This is a genomic window from Myxococcus sp. MH1 (genome assembly GCF_059738865.1).
Genome location: NZ_AP026947.1, coordinates 772,936 through 791,370, shown reverse-complemented (window position 1 = coordinate 791,370; position 18,435 = coordinate 772,936). Strand labels below are relative to the sequence as shown.

Genomic DNA, 18,435 nt, shown 5'->3' with positions numbered 1-18,435 from the left:
GCACGGCCCTCGTGCTCCCTGGAAGCACGAGGACCGACTTCAGCGCCCTGCTACATGCAGGTGCCCATGAAGCCCGGCGCGCCGAAGCACTGGCCGCTCTTGCACTGCGAGTTCTCCTGGCACGGGAAGCCGAAGGCGCCCGGGCTGCAGAAGCCGATGACCGAGCCCGTGAAGGGCTTCACGCAGCTCCACTCCGAGGGGCAGTTGGAGTTGTCGCGGCAGAGGCCCTGCATGCAGAAGCGGCCCTTGTTCGACAAGTAGCCGTCGTTGCACACCGCGCCGCCCAGGCCCACCGGGCAGGCCCCGTCCTCGGCGCACGGCGCGAAGCTGGCGCAGTACGGCTGGCGCGCCCCGTCGTCATCCGGGTCCATGCACACCGAGTAGGTGTCGCAGCCATCCTTGAAGTCGGACGTGTTCGGGTCGCACGTGGGCGGGTTCGCGGGCGGACGCAGGCTGCACAGGCCCTCGATGCAGGTCTGGTTGCTCAGGCACTGGGTGTCGGAGGTGCACGTCGGCACCTTCTTGTTCTTGCAGTACGAGGCCAGCGCGCCCGTGTCCTCGGTGTCGCAGTACTGGTCCGCCGCGCAGTTCGCGTTCGACTGGCAGCCCAGCGCACACAAGCCGTTGAAGCAGAACTGCCCGGAGGGACAGGCCTTGCTCGCGCTGCAGAGCATCTTCTCCTGGTCGTTCGGGTCGGGGTTGTTCGGGTTCTTGTCGTCGTCCTCGCTCGTGCTGCCACAGCCCGTCACCACCACCGCCAGGAACAGCGCCATCAGCCATCGCTTCATGTTCGTCTCCGTGAAGGTCGTTCTCGCCGCGCGCCGGCCCTTTCCGTCAGCGGCGTATGGCCAGGCCCCATCGCAACCGCCGTGCCGCGGGCTCATGCGAGTGCGAAGCCCCGCGATTCCGAGGGGTTGCGCGAAGAACGGCGCTCACAGCCGCGCAGCGACGGGGGAAACGTGCCAGGACTGGCACGCGGACAGGGCCTCCCGAGGAGGCGGCGTGTCAGTCCCCCTCGCCCAGGTAGCGGAACAGTGAGCGCAGGCCGATGCCCAGCGCCGCCGCCGCGTCCTTCTTGCTGCCGCCACAGCGGGCAATCGCCTCACGCACGTAGCGCTGGACGAAGGCCTCGCGCGCCTCCTCCAGCGGAACCATGGGCCCGTCCTCCGCGCCCAGTTCCAGGTCCTCGGGGCGCAGCAGCTCGTCCGTGGCCAGCACCGCCGCGCGCCGCACGCGCGACACCAGCTCGCGCACGTTGCCGGGGAACGGATGGCCTCGCAGCGCCTCCATGGCCTTCTGGGTGAGGCCCCGCGCCTTGCGCGACTCCTGCGTCAGCACGTGGTGCGTGAGCAGGAGCACGTCGTCACCGCGCTCGCGCAGGGGCGGCACGTCCACGCGCACCTCCTCCAGCCGGTAGCGCAGGTCCGCGCGGAAGGTGCCCTTGCGCACCGCCTCCTCCAGCGGCACGTGCGTCGCGGAGACGACCCGCACGTCCACCTTGCGCGGCGTGTGCTCCCCCAGCCGCGTCACCTCGCGCTCCTGCACCACGCGCAACAGGCGCGTCTGGAGCGACAGCGGCATGTCGCCAATCTCATCCAGGAACAGCGTGCCTCCGTCGGCCGCCTCCACCAGCCCCGCCCGCTCCGCGCCCGCGCCGGTGAAGGCGCCGCGCGCGTGGCCGAACAGCTCGCGCTCGATGAGGCTCTCCGGCAGCGCCGCGCAGTTGATGGCCACCAGCCGCCCCGGACGCCCTCCGCGGCGATGGAGCGCGCGGGCCACCAGCTCCTTGCCCGTGCCCGTCTCTCCCTGGATGAGCACGTTGAGCGGCGTGGGGCCCAGCCGCTCCACCTGGCGATACAGCGCGCGCATCGCCGGGGACTCGCCGATGAGCCCCTCGAACGTCGCCGCCTCGATGCGCCGAGTGAGCCCCTCCACGCGCGAGCGCAGCTCCGTCAGCTCGCGCCGCGTCGACAGCAGCAGCGCCGTCATCGCGCAGAGCGCCAGCGCCTCCTCCAGGTCCGCCGAGGTGAAAGCGGGCGCGCCGAGCTTGCGCCCCAGGTACACCACCGACAACGGCACCACCTCCACGCGCAGCGGCACCACCAGCGCGGAGCCCAAGCGCAGCGCCTCCAGGCTCGGAGCCCTCGCCAAGGCCGCGTCCGCCGCCACGTCCGCCACGAGCACGGGCGCGCCCGACGTCAGCACCCGGTCCACCAGGCTGTCCACCACCCCAGCGTCGGCCTTCGCGCCGGTGGCGAACAACACGCGCCGGGGCCCCTGACTCGAGTCCGCCGCGACCAGGAAGCCCACGTCCGCGCCCACCACGTCGGCGAGGCCCCGCATCGCCACGTCGAGCAACTCCAACGGTGGCCGCTGCGCGAGCAGCCGCGAGGACAGCTCCGCCATCACCGCCACCAGGCGCCGGGGCTCGGGCGTCCGCGAGCCCTCCGCGCGCCCCTCCCCCATCTCGACCAGCTCCACCTCCACCGTGCCCAGGCGGATGCGGTCGCCGGGCTCCAGCGGCGCCAGGTCCACGCGCCGCCCCTTCACCCGCACATCACAGCCGCGCCCCGCCGGGGACACGCTCCAGCCGCGCGCGTCGCGAAACAGCAGCGCGTGGCTCGGCTTCACGCCCGTGCCCGTGAGCACCACGTCGCACGTGGCGTCGGAGCCCAGGGAGAGGACGGGCTTGTCCAGGGGGAGGCGGTGGCCGTCGGGCAGGACGAGGAATTGGGGCATGGCGGACGCGGGCGACATGTGTCGCATATCAGGAACACGGGGGCCCCGGCGCGTGCGGGCCCTGACGCTGGCCACCACCGGGCATTGTGCACGCGCGCCCGACTGCTATCACCGCGCTCCCGCAAGGAGCCTCCCATGGCCATCGCCACCATCGACCCGACGTCCGGCAAGACGCTGCGCACGTTCGACGCCCTCACTCCGGAGCAGCTGGAGTCGAGGCTCCAGCTCGCCTCGGACACGTTCCGCGCGTACCGCCAGACGCCCTTCGCCGAGCGCGCCCGCTGGATGCGCCGCGCCGCGGAGCTGCTGGACGCGGGGGCGGACCACTACGGCCGCATCATGACCGAGGAGATGGGCAAGCCGCTGGAGGCCGCCAAGGCCGAGGCGAGGAAGTGCGCGACGGCGTGCCGCTACTACGTGGCCAAGGCGGAGGGGCTGCTCAAGGACCGGCCCATCGACGTGGGCGGAGACACCGCCTTCGTGCGCTACCAACCCTTGGGGCCCGTGCTGGCCATCATGCCGTGGAACTTCCCCTTCTGGCAGGTGGTGCGCTTCGCCGCGCCCGCGCTGATGGCGGGCAACGTGGGCCTGCTCAAGCACGCGCACAACGTGCCCCAGTGCGCGCTCGCGCTGGAGACGCTGTTCCTGGACGCGGGCTTCCCGAAGGGCGCGTTCCAGACGCTCCTCATCGAGACCGCCGACGTCAACCGCGTCATCGAGGACGCCCGCGTGCGCGCGGTGACGCTCACCGGCAGCGAGGGCGCGGGCCGCGCGGTGGGCCAGTCCGCGGGCAAGTCGCTCAAGAAGGTGGTGCTGGAGCTGGGCGGGAGCGACCCGTTCATCGTCATGCCCAGCGCGGACCTGGACAAGGCGGTGGAGACGGCCGCGTCCGCGCGCCTCATCAACAACGGCCAGTCCTGCATCGCCGCCAAGCGCTTCATCGTCGCCGAGCCCATCGCCGCCGAGTTCGAGCGCCGCTTCGTCGAGCGTTTGAAGAAGGTCACCGTGGGCGACCCCATGGACCCGAAGACGGACCTGGGCCCGCTGGCCACGCAGGGCATCCTCCAGGGCCTGCACGCGCAGGTGGAGGCGAGCGTGAAGGCCGGCGCGAGGCTGCTCCTCGGCGGCAAGCCGCTGGAGCGGCCCGGCAACTTCTATCCGCCCACCGTGCTCGCGGACCCGCCGCCCTCCGCGCCCGCGTTCCATGACGAGCTGTTCGGCCCGGTGGCCACGCTCTTGCGTGCGCGCGACGTGGAGCACGCGGTGGAGCTGGCCAACGCCACGCCCTTCGGCCTGGGCGCCAGCGTGTGGACGCGCGATGCGGGCGAAGAGCGCCGCTTCATCGACGGCATCGAGTCCGGCATGGTGTTCGTCAACCAGATGGTGGTGTCCGACGCGCGGCTGCCCTTCGGCGGGGTGAAGAACTCCGGCCACGGGCGCGAGCTCGCGGACCTGGGCATCCACGAGTTCCTCAACGCGAAGACGGTGCGCGTCGCGACCGGTGGGGACGCGCCTGCGGCTCGCGGCGGCGCGCTCAGCGAGTAGCGCTTCAGCGCGTGCGCACCCGGCCGTCCGGCGGGCGGTGGACCTCCTCCAGCGCCTCCGTCACGGCCTCCACCTCGGCGCCGAGCTGCTCCACGCTCTGGCGCAGACCCAGTCCGGCGACGTCCTCGCCGGACGCGTCCGCCGTGCGCACCCGCAGCACCTGCGCGTAGAGGCCCTCCAGCGTGTAGAACAGCCGCGTGTACTCGGCCTCCAGCCGGTCCGCCGCCGTGGACAGCTCCGCGCGCTGCTGACGCTGCGACTCGAGCGCGGACAGCGCGCCCTGGAGCCGCTCACGCACCACCGCGTCCTGCTCCGTCGCCACCCTCGCGGACAGCGCGCGGTGCTCCTCCTCCAGCCGGCTCGCCTCCTCGGGTGTGGCCAGCGCGCGCAGCGTCCGCTCCCGGCTCGCCAGCGCGTGACAGCCCTGGCGCAGCGCCTCCACCGTGCGCTCGGGGGCGTGCACCACCTCGCGCAGCACCGCGGGCCCCTGGGCCAGCTCCGCCAGCAGCTTCGCGCACACCGCGTCCACGCGCGCCACCTTGGGGTCCACGGGCTCGGCGGACGTGGCGGGCTTCACCCCGAGCCCGGTGGCCTGCGCCTCCTCTTCTTCCGTGGGGCGCCTCAGGTACTTCGCCGACGCCAGGAAGAGTCCCAGCGCAACGAAGACGAGCCACCACAGCCGACGGGGCTGTCCCATGGCGATGAGCAGGCACACGATCGCCGGCGCGATGAAGGCCGCCGCCTTGACCGGGTCCCTGGAGGCGTTCGAGGAGCGCCGCCGTGAGCGGGGCCGCGTCGCCTTGCGCGCGTCCCGCCGGGCCTCCTTGCGCCACTGCTTCTCCCACTGCCGGCGGACCTTCCGGGGAGGCAGGCGCCCCGTCTTGCGCACCCACGCCTCCACCGCCGCGTCCTCGCGGGCCTGGCCCTCCGACAAGGCGTCCTCCAGACGGCGCAGGCGCTCGTCCTGCTGGCGGGGAGGCGCGCTCGGAGGAGGTGGCTCGGAGGCTCGGGGCACGCGATACGATAACGACCTCCCCCGCCATCGGGGAGGTGAATCCCACATCATGTTGGGCGCTTCGTGCTCCCCCGCACCGAGTCGAGACGGGTGATACTCGTGGGTAATCCGGGGAAATGCTCAATCGTTTGCATTCCCCCTGGAAAAGGCCCATGAGATTGTGTTCGCGGGGGGCACAAGGGGTTCGGTGTCGTGGAGAGCATCGAGGAAAAGGGGGAAGGCGGGGAGCTGAGCCCCGAGGCCATCCGCGCGCTGCGTGGGGGCCAGAGTCGTGCTGCCTTCGCCCGGATGCTGGGAGTCACCCCCCTGACGGTGTATCGCTGGGAGCTGCCGGAAGACGCGCCCCAGGCGCGGCGTCCCCGAGGTCGGGTGGCGCAGGCGCTCAAGCAGCTGCAGGGTGGCGGGCTCACGGGCGCTCGGCTGCCCTCCCTGTCCCGCCAGGAGCTGCGCCCCGAGGAGAGCCAGCGGCTGCAGCCTGCTCTGGACCGACTGAAGCGGGCCGAGTGGCGCGCGGCGGAGGAGGAGCTGCTCACGCTCCTGGCGTCGGGCGTGCTGCGGACCCCGGGCGCGAGGGCGCTCGCCGCGGTGGGGCTGTCCCACCTGCAGCGCTGGGGACGCGAGGACAGCCGGGGCGCGCTCGCCACGCTGCTGCCGCACCTGGGCGAGGCGGAGATGGGCCTGTTGCCGCGGGGCGTGGAGCTGCAGGTGCACGCGCTCGCGGCGAACCTCTACGCGTCGCCGGATGGGAAGCTGTTCGACGCCGTGAAGAGTGACGCGCACGTGGCCCGCGCGGAGGCGCTGCTGGTCGAGGAACCGGACTCGGACGCGCGCTGCCTCTTGCGCATGGCGCAGACGGCGGGCGCCTTCTACCTGGGCGAGACGGAGCGGGTGGCGCGCTACTCGGGGCGCGTGGCGGAGGCGCTCGCCCACGTGACGGACCCGGCGCTGCGGCTGCTCGCCGAGGACGTGTGCGCGCACGAGGAGGCCATCCGCGGAGAGACGACGCAGGCCACGCGCCGCTTCCGTGAAGTGGCCCAGGGCGCGGCGCGGCTGGGATACGCGTTCCTGGAGGCGCGCAACCTCGCCTTCCTCGCGCAGCGTCGGCTGGACGAGGCGTGCGAGCCGGAGGAGGCGCTGCTGCTGGTGCGCCGCGCGCGCGAGGCCGCGTACGGCGGACGCATGGCGCGCGGCTTCTCGTTCATCTTCGCGGCGCGCGCGGAGGCGGAGGCGCTGATTCGCCTGGCGCGCTTCGCCGAGGCGGAGGCCGCGCTGGACGAGGCCGACGCGGTGGTGGAGGAGCTGAGCTGGACGCCGCTGCAGCTCGCGGTGACGCGCGCGAAGCTGTGGCTGACGGTGAACCGGCCCGCGGAGCTGCGCAAACTGGCCTCCCGCCTGTCCTCGTACGACGGCAACATCCAGCGCTCGCTCACCGGCGCGTACGCCCTCTTCGTGGAGGCCATGGCGGACCTGAGCGAGGGCACCGCCCAGCGCGCCGCCGCGGGCTTCGCGGCCGCCGGAGCGCGCGGCATGGAGCTGGGCGGCTGGCCCTACCTGCGCCGTGAGTGCCTGCTGTACGAGACGGCCGCGCGCGCCTACGCCGGGCAGCGGGAGGAAGGCCGGGTGGTGCTGCGCCGCACGCGCGCCTTCCTGGAGCGGATGCCGTCGGCGTGGCACTCCGCGCTGCTCCACCGCTTCGAGGGCATGCTCCTGGTCGTCGAGGGCCGCACGCGCGAGGCGAGGGATTTGCTCGAGGCCTCGCTGGGCACCTTCCGCCTCTCCGGCGACGTGTGCATGGCGGCCTTCACGCGCAGCCTGCTGGCGTGGCTGGGCAAGCACGAGGGAGACCCGGCCGCCGACGAGCTGCTGGCCGCCAGCGACGCGGAGCTGCGCCGCATCGGCATGGCGCCGCAGCCCAACTTCATCCCCGCCACGGCGCGCCCGGCCGGCTCGGGCAGCCCCGCCTCCGAGCCCGGGGCCACGACGCGCCTGGGCTCCGAGGCGCTGGTGGTGCCCTTCGAGCGGCTGTCCGTGCGCGGCATGGGCGCGCCGCTCATCCAGCGCGAGCTGCTCGGCGTGCTGGAGGGCCTGTTCCCCGGCTGCGCGCCCCGGCTGGAAGAGGTGGACTCGCAGGGCCGCGTCACGGTGCTCGCGGGCCTGGACGCGCGGCCGGCCACGGACGAGGTGGAGTTCGGCGACGGGTGTGGACGCAGGCTGCGGCTGGGCGTCGTGGGGCCGCTGCCGGTGGATGGCCGCGCGCTGCTCACGCTCCTGTCCCGGCTGGGAGGCTTCGCGCTGGAGGTGGCGACGCTGCGCGGCTTCACGGCGGTGGAAGCGGGCGTGTCGGGCACGAGCGAGCCCGCGTCCGAGGAGCCCGGGCGCGAGACGGAGCTGCCGGGCTTCATCGCCGCGTCACCCTCGATGAAGCGGCTGCGCGCGGAGCTCTCGCGCCTGTCCGCCAGCCGCTCCACCGTCATCGTCACGGGCGAGTCCGGCGCGGGCAAGGAGGTCGTCGCGCGGGCGCTGCACCTGCTCTCCACGCGCTCGCAGCGGCCCTACGTCGCGTTCAACTGCGCGGCCGTCCCCAAGGAGCTCTTCGAGGGACAGCTCTTCGGCTACCGCAGGGGCGCCTTCACCGGCGCGGCCACGGACCACCCCGGCGTGCTGCGCGCGGCCCACGGCGGCACCCTGTTCCTGGATGAGATTGGCGAGCTGCCGCTGGACGTGCAGCCCAAGCTCCTGCGCGTGCTGGAGAACGGCGAGGTCTTCCCCCTGGGCGAGACGCGCCCGGTGGAGGTCGACGTGCGCGTGGTGGCCGCCACGCACCGGGACCTGGGCCAGCTGGTGCGCGAGGGCCGCTTCCGCGAGGACCTCTACTACCGCCTCCAGGTGGTGCCGGTGCGCGTGCCGCCCCTGCGCGAGCGGCGCGAGGACGTGGTGGCCCTGGCGCAGCACTTCGTGCGGCAGCTCACGCCCGAGGGACAGCCGCCACCGCAGCTGGGCTCCGACGCGCTGGAGGCGCTGATGGCCCACCCGTGGCCCGGCAACGTGCGCGAGCTGCGCAACGTCATCGAGCGCTCCATGGCGTACGGGCCCTTGCCGGCGGTGCTGGGGGCAAAGCAGATGCGCATCGCGGGCTGAAGTCGAGGAACCACCCCAACCCGCGATGCGCCCCGCCCTGTTTCCCCACACCCCTGTGGGAACCTCATGAGGCGCGCGTCGGAAGAGGTCCGCTCCGGGCCGGGGAGGGGGGGAACCCCGGCCCGAAGCGCGGTACTGCTTCCGACTGTTGCCTCTCAAAGAACACACCCATGGGCCCAAGAGGGGGGAAGCTTCGACCCTGGGTGCCGGGACCGCCCGAGGGTGGTCACCTGTTCAAACCGTGTGTCGCCAGCCTCCGGAGAGGTCCGTCGCGCACTGAGCGATCGCTAAGCACTCTACGTGCCAGCCCTTAGGGGCAGGGAAGTGTCCAATGGACATCATCCAATGAGGTAGTCAAAGGGAGCAGACATATCCAATGGGCCGGGTGGGACATCCGGCGGGCCCTATCCGGATATGCCCCGGCGCCGAGCGAGGGAGGCGCCGAGCAGGCGGGCTGATGGGCGGGGTGACGCTGGATGGGGTGCGTGGGCGGCGGGTGGAGCCCGGTTGCGATAAGGGGGGAGCGCGATGACTCATCCCGCCTCGACCCGCTCGTTCCAGCGCTTCAGCCTCGGCGTGCTCGTCTTCACGTTGGGGGTGATTCTGTGGGGCGCCTTCGTGCGCGCCACGGGCTCCGGGGCGGGCTGTGGCGACCACTGGCCGGTGTGCAACGGGCAGGTGGTGCCCCGCGAGCCGACGGTCCAGACGCTCATCGAGTACACCCACCGGCTGACCAGCGGCGTGGTGATGCTGCTCGCGGTGGCCCTGAGCGTGTGGGCCATGCGGGCGCACGCCAAGGGCCACCCGGTGCGCAAGGCGGCGAACTGGGCGCTGTTCTTCATGATGACGGAGGCGCTGGTGGGCGCCGGCATCGTGCTGCTCCAGTACGTGGCGGACAATGCGTCCGTCGGCCGCGCGGTGTGGATGGGCGTGCACCTGGTGAACACGTTCCTGTTGGTGGGCGCGCAGACGCTGGTGGTGTGGTTCTCGAAGGGCCGGGCGAGCCTGGCCTTCCGGGGCCAGGGCTGGGTGGGCGTGCTGGTGGGCGTGTGCGTGGCCGGGATGATGCTGCTGGGCGTGAGCGGCGCGGTGGCGGCGCTGGGGGACACGCTGTTCCCCTCGGAGACGCTGGCGGAGGGGCTGGCGCAGCACGCGAACGACCAGGCCCACCTCTTCGTGCGCCGGCGCATCTATCACCCCATCATCGCGGTGCTGATGGGCGCGGCGCTGGTGTACGTGGGGCGGTGGATGTCGCGGCTGCGGCCGTCGCCGGAGGTGAAGCAGTCCGCGATGCTGCTCACCGGCCTCTACGTCCTGCAGCTGGGGGCGGGGCTCGTCAACGTGGTGCTGCTCGCGCCGGTGTGGCTGCAGCTGGTGCATCTGCTGCTGGCGGACTTCGTGTGGATGACGGTGGTGCGGCTGTGCGCGGCGGGCCTGTCGAAGGACGCGCCCCGCGCGGAGCGGGTGTCGGAGCCGGTGCCGACGCACGCCTCGGCCGCCTGAGGCGTCAGCGTGACTCCGACTCGGCGCGCAGGCGCAGCCCCTTGGGGATGAGCGCGCGGCCCAGGGCCTCGAACAGGCCGCTGACGAGCAGGGCCAGCACGGCGGCGGGGACGGCGCCCTCCAGGATGAGGCGGGTGTCGTCCAGCCGGATGCCGGTGAGGATGGGCTGCCCGTAGCCTCCCGCGCCGACGAGCGCGCCCAGCGTGGCGGTGCCCACGTTGATGACGGCGGCCGTCTGGATGCCCGCGAGGATGGAGGGCGAGGCCATGGGCAGGTCGATGCGCCAGAGCCTGGCGCGCGGAGGCAGGCCGAGCGCGTCCGCGGACTCGCGAACCTCCAGCGGGATTCCCGTGAGGCCCGCGGTGGTGTTCCGGACGATGGGCAGCAGGCTGTAGAGGAACAGCGCGGCGATGGCCGGTCGCGAGCCGATGCCCAGCAGCGGAATCATCACCACCAGCAGCGCCAGCGAGGGAATCGTCTGGATGATGCCGGCGAGCCCCAGCACGCCCTGCCCCAGCCGAGGGCTGCGCGCGGCGAGCACACCCAGCGGGATGGCGAGCGCGAGCGCGGCCAGGAGCGACACGCCGACGAGGAACAGGTGCTCGCGGGTGCGGCGCAGCACGCGCGACACGAGCCCCTCGCCGTGGACCTCGGTGGAGACGCCCAGCTTCGCGGCGAGGAAGTCGGAGGCCACCCGCGGCTCGGGCACGCGCTCCAGTCGGGCGCGGGCGTTGAGCTTCACCATCGCGTCTTCCGAGAGGCTGCCCTGCAGGCGCAGCACGGCCGCGAGGGCGTCGGGGGCGCGCGACTCCAGGTCCTCGCGATAGAGCAGCACGGCGTCGTAGGCGGGGAAGTGGCGCGCGTCGTCCTCGAGGACCCGCAGGCCGTAGGCCGCGATTTCGGCGTCCGTGGAGTACAGGTCCGTCACCTGCACGGAGCTGGCCTCCAGTCCCCGGTACGCGAGGTCATGGTCCAGGCCGCGCACGTCGCGCTGCGGGAGCTTGTACGTGTCTCTCAGCGCGGGCCACCCGTCGGCGCGCTCCATGAACTCGTTGCTGAAGCCGAAGCGCAGCTCCGGGTGCTCGCGCAAATCCGAGATGCGGCGGATGCCCAGCCGCTCGGCCTCCGCCTCCTTCATGCCCAGGGCATAGGTGTTGTTGAAGCCCAGGGGCTTGCTCATGCGCAGGCCCACCTCGGCGAGCGCGGCGCGCAGGGCCGCGTCATCGGGCAGCGCGCGGCCGGAGAGCAGCTCCTGGCGCAGCGTGCCGGTGTACTCGGGATACACATCCAGCTCGCCCCGCTTGAGCGCCTCCCAGAGCACCGCGGTGCCGCCGAGCTCGCGCCGATGCCTCACGCTCGCCCCCGTGCTCCGCGCGAGCTGCGTCACCATCTCCCCGAGGATGACGGACTCGGTGAACTTCTTGGAGCCCACGCGCACGGACGCCGTGCCCTCCGGCGTGCTCGACGCGCGAGCACAGGCCCCCATCGACAGCACGAGCACCAGCAAGGTCCACCTCGCGCGAGCGCTCATCCGGTGACGCCTCCCCCGGGAGGCAGCCGCTGGGCCTGGATGAAGCGCGTGACGAACGTGTCCTGGGGCTGGGTCTCTAACTCCGTCAGCGAGCCCTGTTGCACCACGCGCCCGTCCCGCATCAGCACGATGTCATCCCCGAGGAACCCCGCCTCCGCCAGGTCATGCGTCACCAGCACCACCGTCTTGCCGAGCCGCGCGAAGATGGCGCGCAGGTCCGCCTGGAGCTCATGCCGCACCAGCGGGTCCAAAGCGCCCAGCGGCTCGTCGAGCAGCAGCACCTCCGGGTCCAGCATCAACGCGCGCATCAACGCCACGCGCTGCCGCTGTCCTCCCGACAGCTGCGCCGGGTAGCGCGCGAGCGCCTCGGGTGGGAACCGCGTCAGCTCCACCAGCAACGCCTGGCGCTCCCGGATGCGCGCCTCCGGCCAGCGCAGATGCCGGGCCATCAGCACGACGTTCTCCTCACCCGTGAGATGAGGAAAGAGTCCCCCGCCCTGGAGCGCGTAGCCCACGCGGTGGCGCAGCGCGAGCAAGGCCTTCTCGTCCGTGGGCAGCGGCTGTCCCGCGTACAGCACCTGCCCCGTGTCCGGACGCAGCAGCCCGTTGAGCAGGCGCACCAGCGTGGACTTCCCGCAGCCGCTCGGCCCGAGCAGCGCCGTGGTCCGCCCCGGCTGGAGCGTGAGCGTCACCGCGTCCAGCGCGAGGGTGTCACCGAAGCGCTTGGAGACCTGCTGCAACGCGTACACGGGCGGACTCCTTCCTCGCTGCGTTCAGGGGACGGAGAAGGCGCCATTGCAGACTGCGGGGAACGCGGGCTCCTCGGACTCGAGGAAGCTGCACGCCGCGAACACCGCGCGGTCATCCCAGTGTGTCGCCCCCGCCCAGACGACCAGGGGCCCGCGTGACGTGGGCGCGGTGAAGCGCAGGCACCGCGCGGGCTGCTGCTCCAGCAGGCAGGCCACCTCCTTCACGGGCCCGGCGCCGGGCAGGGCGGCGCGCAGCTCCGACACGCTCTGGTCCCTCCAGCGGACCGTGACCTCGGTGCGCGCGGGCCGATACACGCTCCACACGAAGGACGCGTCGTCGCAGCGGATGCGTCCCGCGCGGCTGGTGGACTCGGAGGGCTGACACTTCTCGGGCACCGCCAGCGAGCGCCAGGGCAGGCGCGGCGGCAGCAACATCGCCTGCTCGTCGAGCAGCTCCCCCTCGGGATTGCCCTTCGCCGCGAGGTACTCGAACAGCTCCAGGCAGCGCGCCACCGCTGGCTGGGCGTTGTTCTTCGCCACGCAGCCCAGCTCCCGCTGCCGGCCGAGCGGCCCCGCCACGGACACCAGGTAGCCGCCCGCGCGGCAGGGCGTCGAGGCCTCCGTGCCTCCCCCTTCCGCGTCACACACCGCGAAGCGAGCCGCGGGCCACGAGCGGTCCGCCAACGGCAGCGCGCCCTCCGCCACCACCACGCGCTCGCCCAGCCGCTCCACCAGCCGGGCCCGGGCCAGCGCCAGCACACGCTCGGACGTCACGGCCTTGCGCTCGACGAGCCACACCGTGGAGTCGCCACACTGATAGACACGCGACGTGGGGCCGTCGGGCACCGGCGTGCACCCCGCGAAGAGCGCGCGCGCCGCCGGCAGGAACGGCCCCACGGGCGTGGCGCCCTCCGGCGGGACAGGCGGGACCTGGGGCGCGGACGTCGCGCACGAGCACAGGACGACACACCACCAGGCAGCTACCCACTTCCAGGCATTCGCCATGCGTCGGGATAAACACCCACCGCCCACCGCGTCAACCCGGGAGCGCGAAAGGCGCCCAGCGGCGCACACAGCGCCTCCCCGAGACGACACCGCGCGGTGACGCCGGAAGCACCGGGTCACCGCGCGGGTGCTGTCATGCGTCGAGCGCGCGAGTCCTAGCGGCGGAGGGCCTTCTCCATCTCCTTGGCCTGCCGCTCGTTGCTCGCGATGCCCTGGCGCGTGCGGCGCAAGAGCTCGCTGAAGGCGGCGTCGGTCTCGTACTTCTTCATGCCATCGGCCACCATGTCCTGGCCCTTCTTGCCGTCATCGGCGACGCGCGACAGGAAGTCCTTGTCGAAGTCCTTCCCGCTCTTCTCGCGCAGCTTGTCCAGGTCCTTCTCGGCCTCGGTGATGGCCTTGTTCAGGCGCTCGTCGACGCCTTCCATCTTCTTGTCGTAGCCCTCCTGCATCGCGCCGGAGCCGCCCGTGCCGGACGCGGGCTGGTTCAGGTCGATGGTGGCCACCTCGATCTGCTTGCTGTCCGCCCACGCCTTCAGGCCCGACAGGTGCTGCTTGTGGTCATCCACCAGCTTCTGGGCGAACGTGCGCACCTGCTCGTCCTGGGTCTTCTCCAACGCCAGATTGCCCAGGGCAATCTGCTTGGCATCGAAGAGCGCCAGCTTGCCGACATACAGCTCCTTCTCGGCCACGGCCTCACCGATGCGCTTCTGCTCCTTGCGGTCCTTCTTCGCGTCGTCCGCGAGCGCGGAGCCCGTCATCGAGCCGAACACCAGGGCCGCCGCCAGGGCCGCCACCCCACCACCACGAATCCTTCGAGCCATGCCGTCCTCCTGGACAGGGATTGCCCGAAAGTGGTCCGGCCCCCGCGCCCCGGCAAACGACGCCCGCTCGTCAGCCCCTCCCCCGGGCCCCGCGCCCGCGTGCGCCGCCCGACGCTCCCGCTCCGGGCGCTGTCGATTTCCCGTGGCCGCTCTCCGGGTATTTTCGCGCCAATTAAAGACATTTTACATACAGATTTCCCAATGGTGCATCCATGTCTCACACACCGGCCCGCATGAGCTTCCGCCTGGGCAGGGATTGACTCTGGTTGAATCATTCGAGTATCCAATGAATCACCAACTTCCCTGGAGTTGACAATGATTGGCAGCGTCGCGAAGAGGAATGGTCGTCTGGCCGTGGTCGCGGGTGCACTGTTGAGCCTGGCCGCGTGTCGCGGAGACGAGGCTCCGGAGGCGGAGGCCCCGGCGGACACCACGGAGCAGGTCGCGGCGCACCGCGGCTGCGCGGCGGAGGAGCCGTCGACGGAGGAGCGTCAGGCCATCGACGCGTTCCTGGCCTCGCGCAAGAGCCAGCTGCGCGCGGTGGGCTCGGTGACGGTGCCGACGTACTTCCACGTCGTCAACAAGGGCACGGGCATCGCGAACGGTGACATCCCCGAGTCGCAGATCAACGCGCAGATGGCGGTGCTGAACGCGGCCTACCAGAACACGCCGTTCCGCTTCGTGCTGCAGGGCATCACCCGCACCACGAACTCCAAGTGGTACGCGCTCAAGAGCGGCAGCGCCAACGAGCGCGCCATGAAGAAGGCCCTGCGCCAGGGTGGCAAGGAGAGCCTCAACATCTACTCCGCGAACCTGAGCGGCGGGCTGCTCGGCTGGGCGACGTTCCCCTCCAGCTACGCGTCCAACCCGCAGCAGGACGGCGTGGTCATCCTCTACAGCAGCGTCCCCGGCGGCACGGCGGCGCCCTACAACGAGGGTGACACGGGCACGCACGAGGTCGGCCACTGGCTGGGCCTGTACCACACGTTCCAGGGCGGCTGCACCGCCACGGGCGACAGCGTGAGCGACACCCCGGCCGAGGCCTCGCCGGCGTACGGCTGCCCCACCGGCCGCGACACCTGCTCGGGTGGCGGTCTGGACCCCATCACCAACTTCATGGACTACACCGACGACAGCTGCATGAACACCTTCAGCGCCGGCCAGGTCACGCGCGCCGACGACATGGCGGCGGCGTACCGCTAGTCGCGACGACGTTCGACGGACAGCCTGTCGGACCCGACGCCGGGGTCTCCCATGGGGAGGCTCCGGCGTCGTCGTGTCGGGTTGCGTGCGATTCCTCCGGGTCGCATGTAACCAATCGGGTGCACGCGGGTTGATGGGGACATCCGGAGCCCCGACATGTCCCGCCTTCGCCTGCTTGCCCTCCTCGGTGTGTCCCTCGTCTCGGCGTGTTCCTCGTCAGCGGATGGCTCGGAGGGCCCTCCTCCCGACGAGGTCGTCCTCACGGGCCCGGATGCCGGCCTCCCGGAGGATGGAGGCCTCCCCACGGACGGCGGCACGCCCGTGGACCCCACCGCTGACGCCGGAACGGAGGGCGAGGACATCACCGCGGGCGTCTGCTCCACCCTTCCCTTCCCCACGCCCTGTGTCGAGCCGCAGCCCGGGACACTCGTCACCGCGGTGAGCGACTGGGGCGTCCCTGGCCCCCACGCCGTCACCGTGGAGCGCGTGGCCAATCCGCACCCGGTGGCACGCGGACAGGTCATCACCTATCGCCCGACGGGGCTCACCTCCGTTCCCGTGCTCTTCTTCTCGCACGCGTTCGGCGCAACGGACGCGGACCTGTACGCCGAGCTGTTCCAGATGCTCGCGAGCCAGGGCTACGCCGTGGTCTTCGTCCCCTACCCGCTCACCCCGGACGTCGAGCGTCCGAACGAAGCCCGCTACGACTGTCTGTGGCAGGGCTTCCTCGCCGCCGTCGCCCAGCAGCAGGGCCGCTTCGACCTGACGCGCGTGGGGTTCTTCGGTCACAGCTACGGCGGCGCCGCGACACCGGACATGGCGCGCCGGGGCTTCGTCGACCGTGGCTGGGGAAGCAACGGGCGGTTCCTCTTCTCGATGGCCCCCTGGTACTCGTGGGGCCGCGACTACGCGACGCTGCCGCCCGACGTGCGCGCCGTCATCCAGGTGTACGCGGACGACGAGGTCAACGACCACGCGACGGCCGTCCAGGACCTCTGGAACAAGTTGCCCACGGGGCTGGAGCGCGCGTGGCACACGGTGGTGAGCGACGCGTGTGGCTGCGGGCTCAACGCCACGCACACCGTGCCGATGTCCCGCGCGAGCCTCACCCAGAACCCGGAGAACGTCCTCAACAGCCAGGACCGCCAGGCCGTCTGGCGCCCCCTGCATGCGCTCGCCGTCTACGCCTTCACCGGTGACACCGCCGCCCGGGACGTGGCCTTCGGGGCGGACCGGAGCCAGGGCACCTGGCTCGCGTGTCGGGGCCGGCAGGTGCGCCCGCTCCTCGCGAGCCGCACCGTGCCGCTGCCCACCGCCTGCCACGCCTACACGTACCCGTACGCGGACCGCTGCCAGTACGCGGACCCCGGCACGCCCTGCCCCTGAGCCCGGCCCTCCGTCACGGACTGCGCGGGCAGGCGGGCGGCTCCGAGGGGCAGCGGCCGCCCGCGTCCTTCGGCGCCGTCTGCGTGCACCCCGCGATGCGCGCGAACGTGGTGCTCGCCGCGAGGTCGACGTCCGCGCCATCCCACCCGCGCAGGATGCCGTGCCCCGCGCTGTCCTCGATGCGCGCGTTCGCGATGAACGGCGCCACGGACTCCTTGAACACCAGGATGGCCGAGCTGACGTCGAACGAGTCCGGCAGGTCGTTGCACCCGAACCCCGAGCACTGGCACGGCCCGCCCGCGTAGCGCACCACCACGGACTCCAGCCAGGACTCCGGGTTCAGCTCGTCAAAGGCGATGCCCGCCCAGGCGCCCGCGGACGGGTTGCTCCCGCGCCGACGTGAAGACGATGGGCTTCGCCGCCGTGCCCGCCGCGACGAGCGTGCTGCTAGCGTCGACCACGCGCAGCAGCGTCTCCGGCTCGAAGCGCAGTTCCACGCCCGCCTCGATGGTGAGCTTCGCGGGCGCGTCCGGCCCACCCACCTGGAGCCCCTCCAGCCGATACGGCACCCCCAAATCCCTCAACGTCGCGTCCGCCCCGGGTAGTACACCGACGACGACGCGATGGACGGCCCCACGTAGACGGTGTCCTCCACGTTGCCCGTATAAGTCCCCGCGGGCAGCGTCTCCAGGGCGTTGGGATTGACCATCATCGGATGGGGCCGCGCCTCGTTCCCCGCGCCCCGGATGGTCAGGTCCGAGGAGCCCTCCGCGAACCCCGCCGTGCCGTTGAGTACGATGCCGGGTCCCTGCGAACTCTCGATGGTGACGTGCAGGACGAACAGCGGCGGGGACCGGGCAGCTCCGCGCCCGCAGTCACCCGCACCGTGGCCTGCGCCGCCTCGGGTGCCCCGCCCCCCGAGAACACCCCCCATGCCAGCCGCGCCGAACCTCCCGCGCCGAGGAGCAACCCGCCCCACGGCCTGCCCGACTCGCGAGACTCGAAGCGGATGGGCTGGCATGTCGCCTTCCCCAAGACGGATGGACTGCCCCTCTGCGCGCGACCAGGGCCCATCCGCTCCGACGCGCCAATTCCCATCCGGAGACAGGGTGTGCCCGTCCCGTCGTTACAATCGTTTACATTCGCCACATACCCACGCGACATCGCGCGTCTTGAGTACGCACCATCCCGAGCGGTCCGAAGGTTCCTGGGGGTTCGCGATGTCCCTGTGTCAGACCTGCCGTACCGATGTGTCCCGCGCCGTGCTCCTGGCCCCCGCCGCCTGCCTGCTGGTGGCGACGTCGACGTATGCCGTCCTGCGGGAGCGCCCTCGCGCCGATGCCTGGACCGAAGCGGTGTCCCGCTCCCCGCTGACGGACCTGTCCGTGCACCACGCGGCCCTGGTCGACCTGTGGCGCCGCCCCTCGAGCCCGGCGCAGTGGGGGCAGTGGCTGGTGGACGGGAGCGTGTGGCAGTTGCGCAGGCTGCATCCCCGGGCGTGGGTGGAGCAGCTGCTGACCTCGGGCGCTCGCGCCGAGCGGAACTAGACTGGACCCATGGTGCGTCCTGAAGGACGAGAAAGAGGAGCACGTCCATGCTCCACCAGACCTGCGGGTGAGAGTCCCGTCCGGGTAGACACCGGAGTGCCCGGTAGCAGGCCCCAGCCGGTCGCCGAGAGGCGGCAGGCTACAGCGGGGCGTCAAAAGCCTCCGACAGGGAGGGAGCAAGAGCACGGGCCGCAACATGAAGTGAAGCCTGCCGCCTCGACAGAGACACAATGGGAGAGCCGAGCCGAGCATG

16 protein-coding genes are annotated in these 18,435 nt (G+C 72.0%); 6 read left to right on the top strand and 10 right to left on the bottom strand.

The features are described from left to right. Positions 1 to 50: 50 nt before the first annotated feature. Together AC6JA9_RS03275 and AC6JA9_RS03270 are read right to left on the bottom strand one after the other, a co-directional pair. Positions 51 to 788 (bottom strand): Dickkopf N-terminal cysteine-rich domain-containing protein, encoded by a 738-nt coding sequence (locus AC6JA9_RS03275; RefSeq protein ID WP_141331118.1) that lies wholly within the window; start codon positions 786 to 788, stop codon positions 51 to 53. 217 nt (positions 789 to 1,005) lie between these two features. Then, complete coding sequence (locus AC6JA9_RS03270) at positions 1,006 to 2,739, bottom strand: sigma 54-interacting transcriptional regulator (protein WP_267698294.1); 1,734 nt, start codon at positions 2,737 to 2,739, stop codon at positions 1,006 to 1,008. Positions 2,740 to 2,874: 135 nt separating this feature from the next. Here AC6JA9_RS03270 and AC6JA9_RS03265 point away from each other — a divergent pair, with 135 nt between their 5' ends. Further along, positions 2,875 to 4,284, top strand: a complete 1,410-nt coding sequence (locus AC6JA9_RS03265) for an NAD-dependent succinate-semialdehyde dehydrogenase (RefSeq protein ID WP_408888274.1) — start codon at positions 2,875 to 2,877, stop codon at positions 4,282 to 4,284. Positions 4,285 to 4,288: 4 nt separating this feature from the next. Here the strand turns inward: AC6JA9_RS03265 and AC6JA9_RS03260 are convergent, their stop codons facing one another. After that, a complete protein-coding gene (locus tag AC6JA9_RS03260; RefSeq protein WP_223749868.1) occupies positions 4,289 to 5,299 on the bottom strand; it encodes a hypothetical protein in 1,011 nt (336 codons plus the stop codon). Positions 5,300 to 5,491: 192 nt separating this feature from the next. Between AC6JA9_RS03260 and AC6JA9_RS03255 the strand changes: the two genes are divergently transcribed. Together AC6JA9_RS03255 and AC6JA9_RS03250 are read left to right on the top strand one after the other, a co-directional pair. Then, a complete protein-coding gene (locus AC6JA9_RS03255; RefSeq protein ID WP_497959066.1) occupies positions 5,492 to 8,437 on the top strand; it encodes a sigma 54-interacting transcriptional regulator in 2,946 nt (981 codons plus the stop codon). A gap of 528 nt (positions 8,438 to 8,965) precedes the next feature. Further along, entirely contained in the window at positions 8,966 to 9,940 is a 975-nt protein-coding gene (locus tag AC6JA9_RS03250) for a COX15/CtaA family protein (protein ID WP_223749866.1), read from the top strand. Positions 9,941 to 9,944: 4 nt separating this feature from the next. On the opposite strand, the gene AC6JA9_RS03245 is transcribed toward AC6JA9_RS03250, so the two are convergent. From AC6JA9_RS03245 to AC6JA9_RS03230, 4 genes are all read right to left on the bottom strand, one after another. Further along, complete coding sequence (locus AC6JA9_RS03245; RefSeq protein ID WP_497959065.1) at positions 9,945 to 11,471, bottom strand: ABC transporter permease/substrate-binding protein; 1,527 nt, start codon at positions 11,469 to 11,471, stop codon at positions 9,945 to 9,947. Next, positions 11,468 to 12,220 carry an ATP-binding cassette domain-containing protein gene (locus tag AC6JA9_RS03240; protein WP_408888278.1) on the bottom strand — a complete coding sequence of 251 codons (753 nt, stop codon included), beginning with the start codon at positions 12,218 to 12,220 and terminating at the stop codon, positions 11,468 to 11,470. Before AC6JA9_RS03240 ends, AC6JA9_RS03245 begins: the two co-directional genes overlap by 4 nt. A gap of 24 nt (positions 12,221 to 12,244) precedes the next feature. Further along, positions 12,245 to 13,225 (bottom strand): hypothetical protein, encoded by a 981-nt coding sequence (locus tag AC6JA9_RS03235; protein WP_223749863.1) that lies wholly within the window; start codon positions 13,223 to 13,225, stop codon positions 12,245 to 12,247. Between the two features lie 155 nt (positions 13,226 to 13,380). Then, positions 13,381 to 14,046 carry a DUF4142 domain-containing protein gene (locus AC6JA9_RS03230; RefSeq protein ID WP_223749862.1) on the bottom strand — a complete coding sequence of 222 codons (666 nt, stop codon included), beginning with the start codon at positions 14,044 to 14,046 and terminating at the stop codon, positions 13,381 to 13,383. Positions 14,047 to 14,361: 315 nt separating this feature from the next. Between AC6JA9_RS03230 and AC6JA9_RS03225 the strand changes: the two genes are divergently transcribed. After that, positions 14,362 to 15,249 (top strand): zinc metalloprotease, encoded by an 888-nt coding sequence (locus AC6JA9_RS03225; protein ID WP_223749861.1) that lies wholly within the window; start codon positions 14,362 to 14,364, stop codon positions 15,247 to 15,249. Between the two features lie 156 nt (positions 15,250 to 15,405). Next, complete coding sequence (locus AC6JA9_RS03220) at positions 15,406 to 16,635, top strand: alpha/beta hydrolase family protein (RefSeq protein ID WP_408888279.1); 1,230 nt, start codon at positions 15,406 to 15,408, stop codon at positions 16,633 to 16,635. Positions 16,636 to 16,648: 13 nt separating this feature from the next. Here the strand turns inward: AC6JA9_RS03220 and AC6JA9_RS03215 are convergent, their stop codons facing one another. The 3 genes from AC6JA9_RS03215 to AC6JA9_RS03205 are packed head-to-tail and all read right to left on the bottom strand — an operon-like array spanning position 16,649 to position 17,569. After that, on the bottom strand, positions 16,649 to 16,948 hold the full coding sequence (locus AC6JA9_RS03215; protein ID WP_223782325.1) for a hypothetical protein: 300 nt from the start codon (positions 16,946 to 16,948) through the stop codon (positions 16,649 to 16,651). 34 nt (positions 16,949 to 16,982) lie between these two features. Continuing rightward, complete coding sequence (locus AC6JA9_RS03210) at positions 16,983 to 17,204, bottom strand: beta-helix domain-containing protein (RefSeq protein WP_223782324.1); 222 nt, start codon at positions 17,202 to 17,204, stop codon at positions 16,983 to 16,985. 11 nt (positions 17,205 to 17,215) lie between these two features. Then, positions 17,216 to 17,569, bottom strand: coding sequence for a hypothetical protein (locus AC6JA9_RS03205; protein WP_497959064.1), 354 nt, complete (start codon positions 17,567 to 17,569; stop codon positions 17,216 to 17,218). A gap of 286 nt (positions 17,570 to 17,855) precedes the next feature. Between AC6JA9_RS03205 and AC6JA9_RS03200 the strand changes: the two genes are divergently transcribed. After that, on the top strand, positions 17,856 to 18,182 hold the full coding sequence (locus AC6JA9_RS03200) for a hypothetical protein (protein ID WP_223782323.1): 327 nt from the start codon (positions 17,856 to 17,858) through the stop codon (positions 18,180 to 18,182). The last annotated feature ends 253 nt before the right edge of the window (positions 18,183 to 18,435 follow it).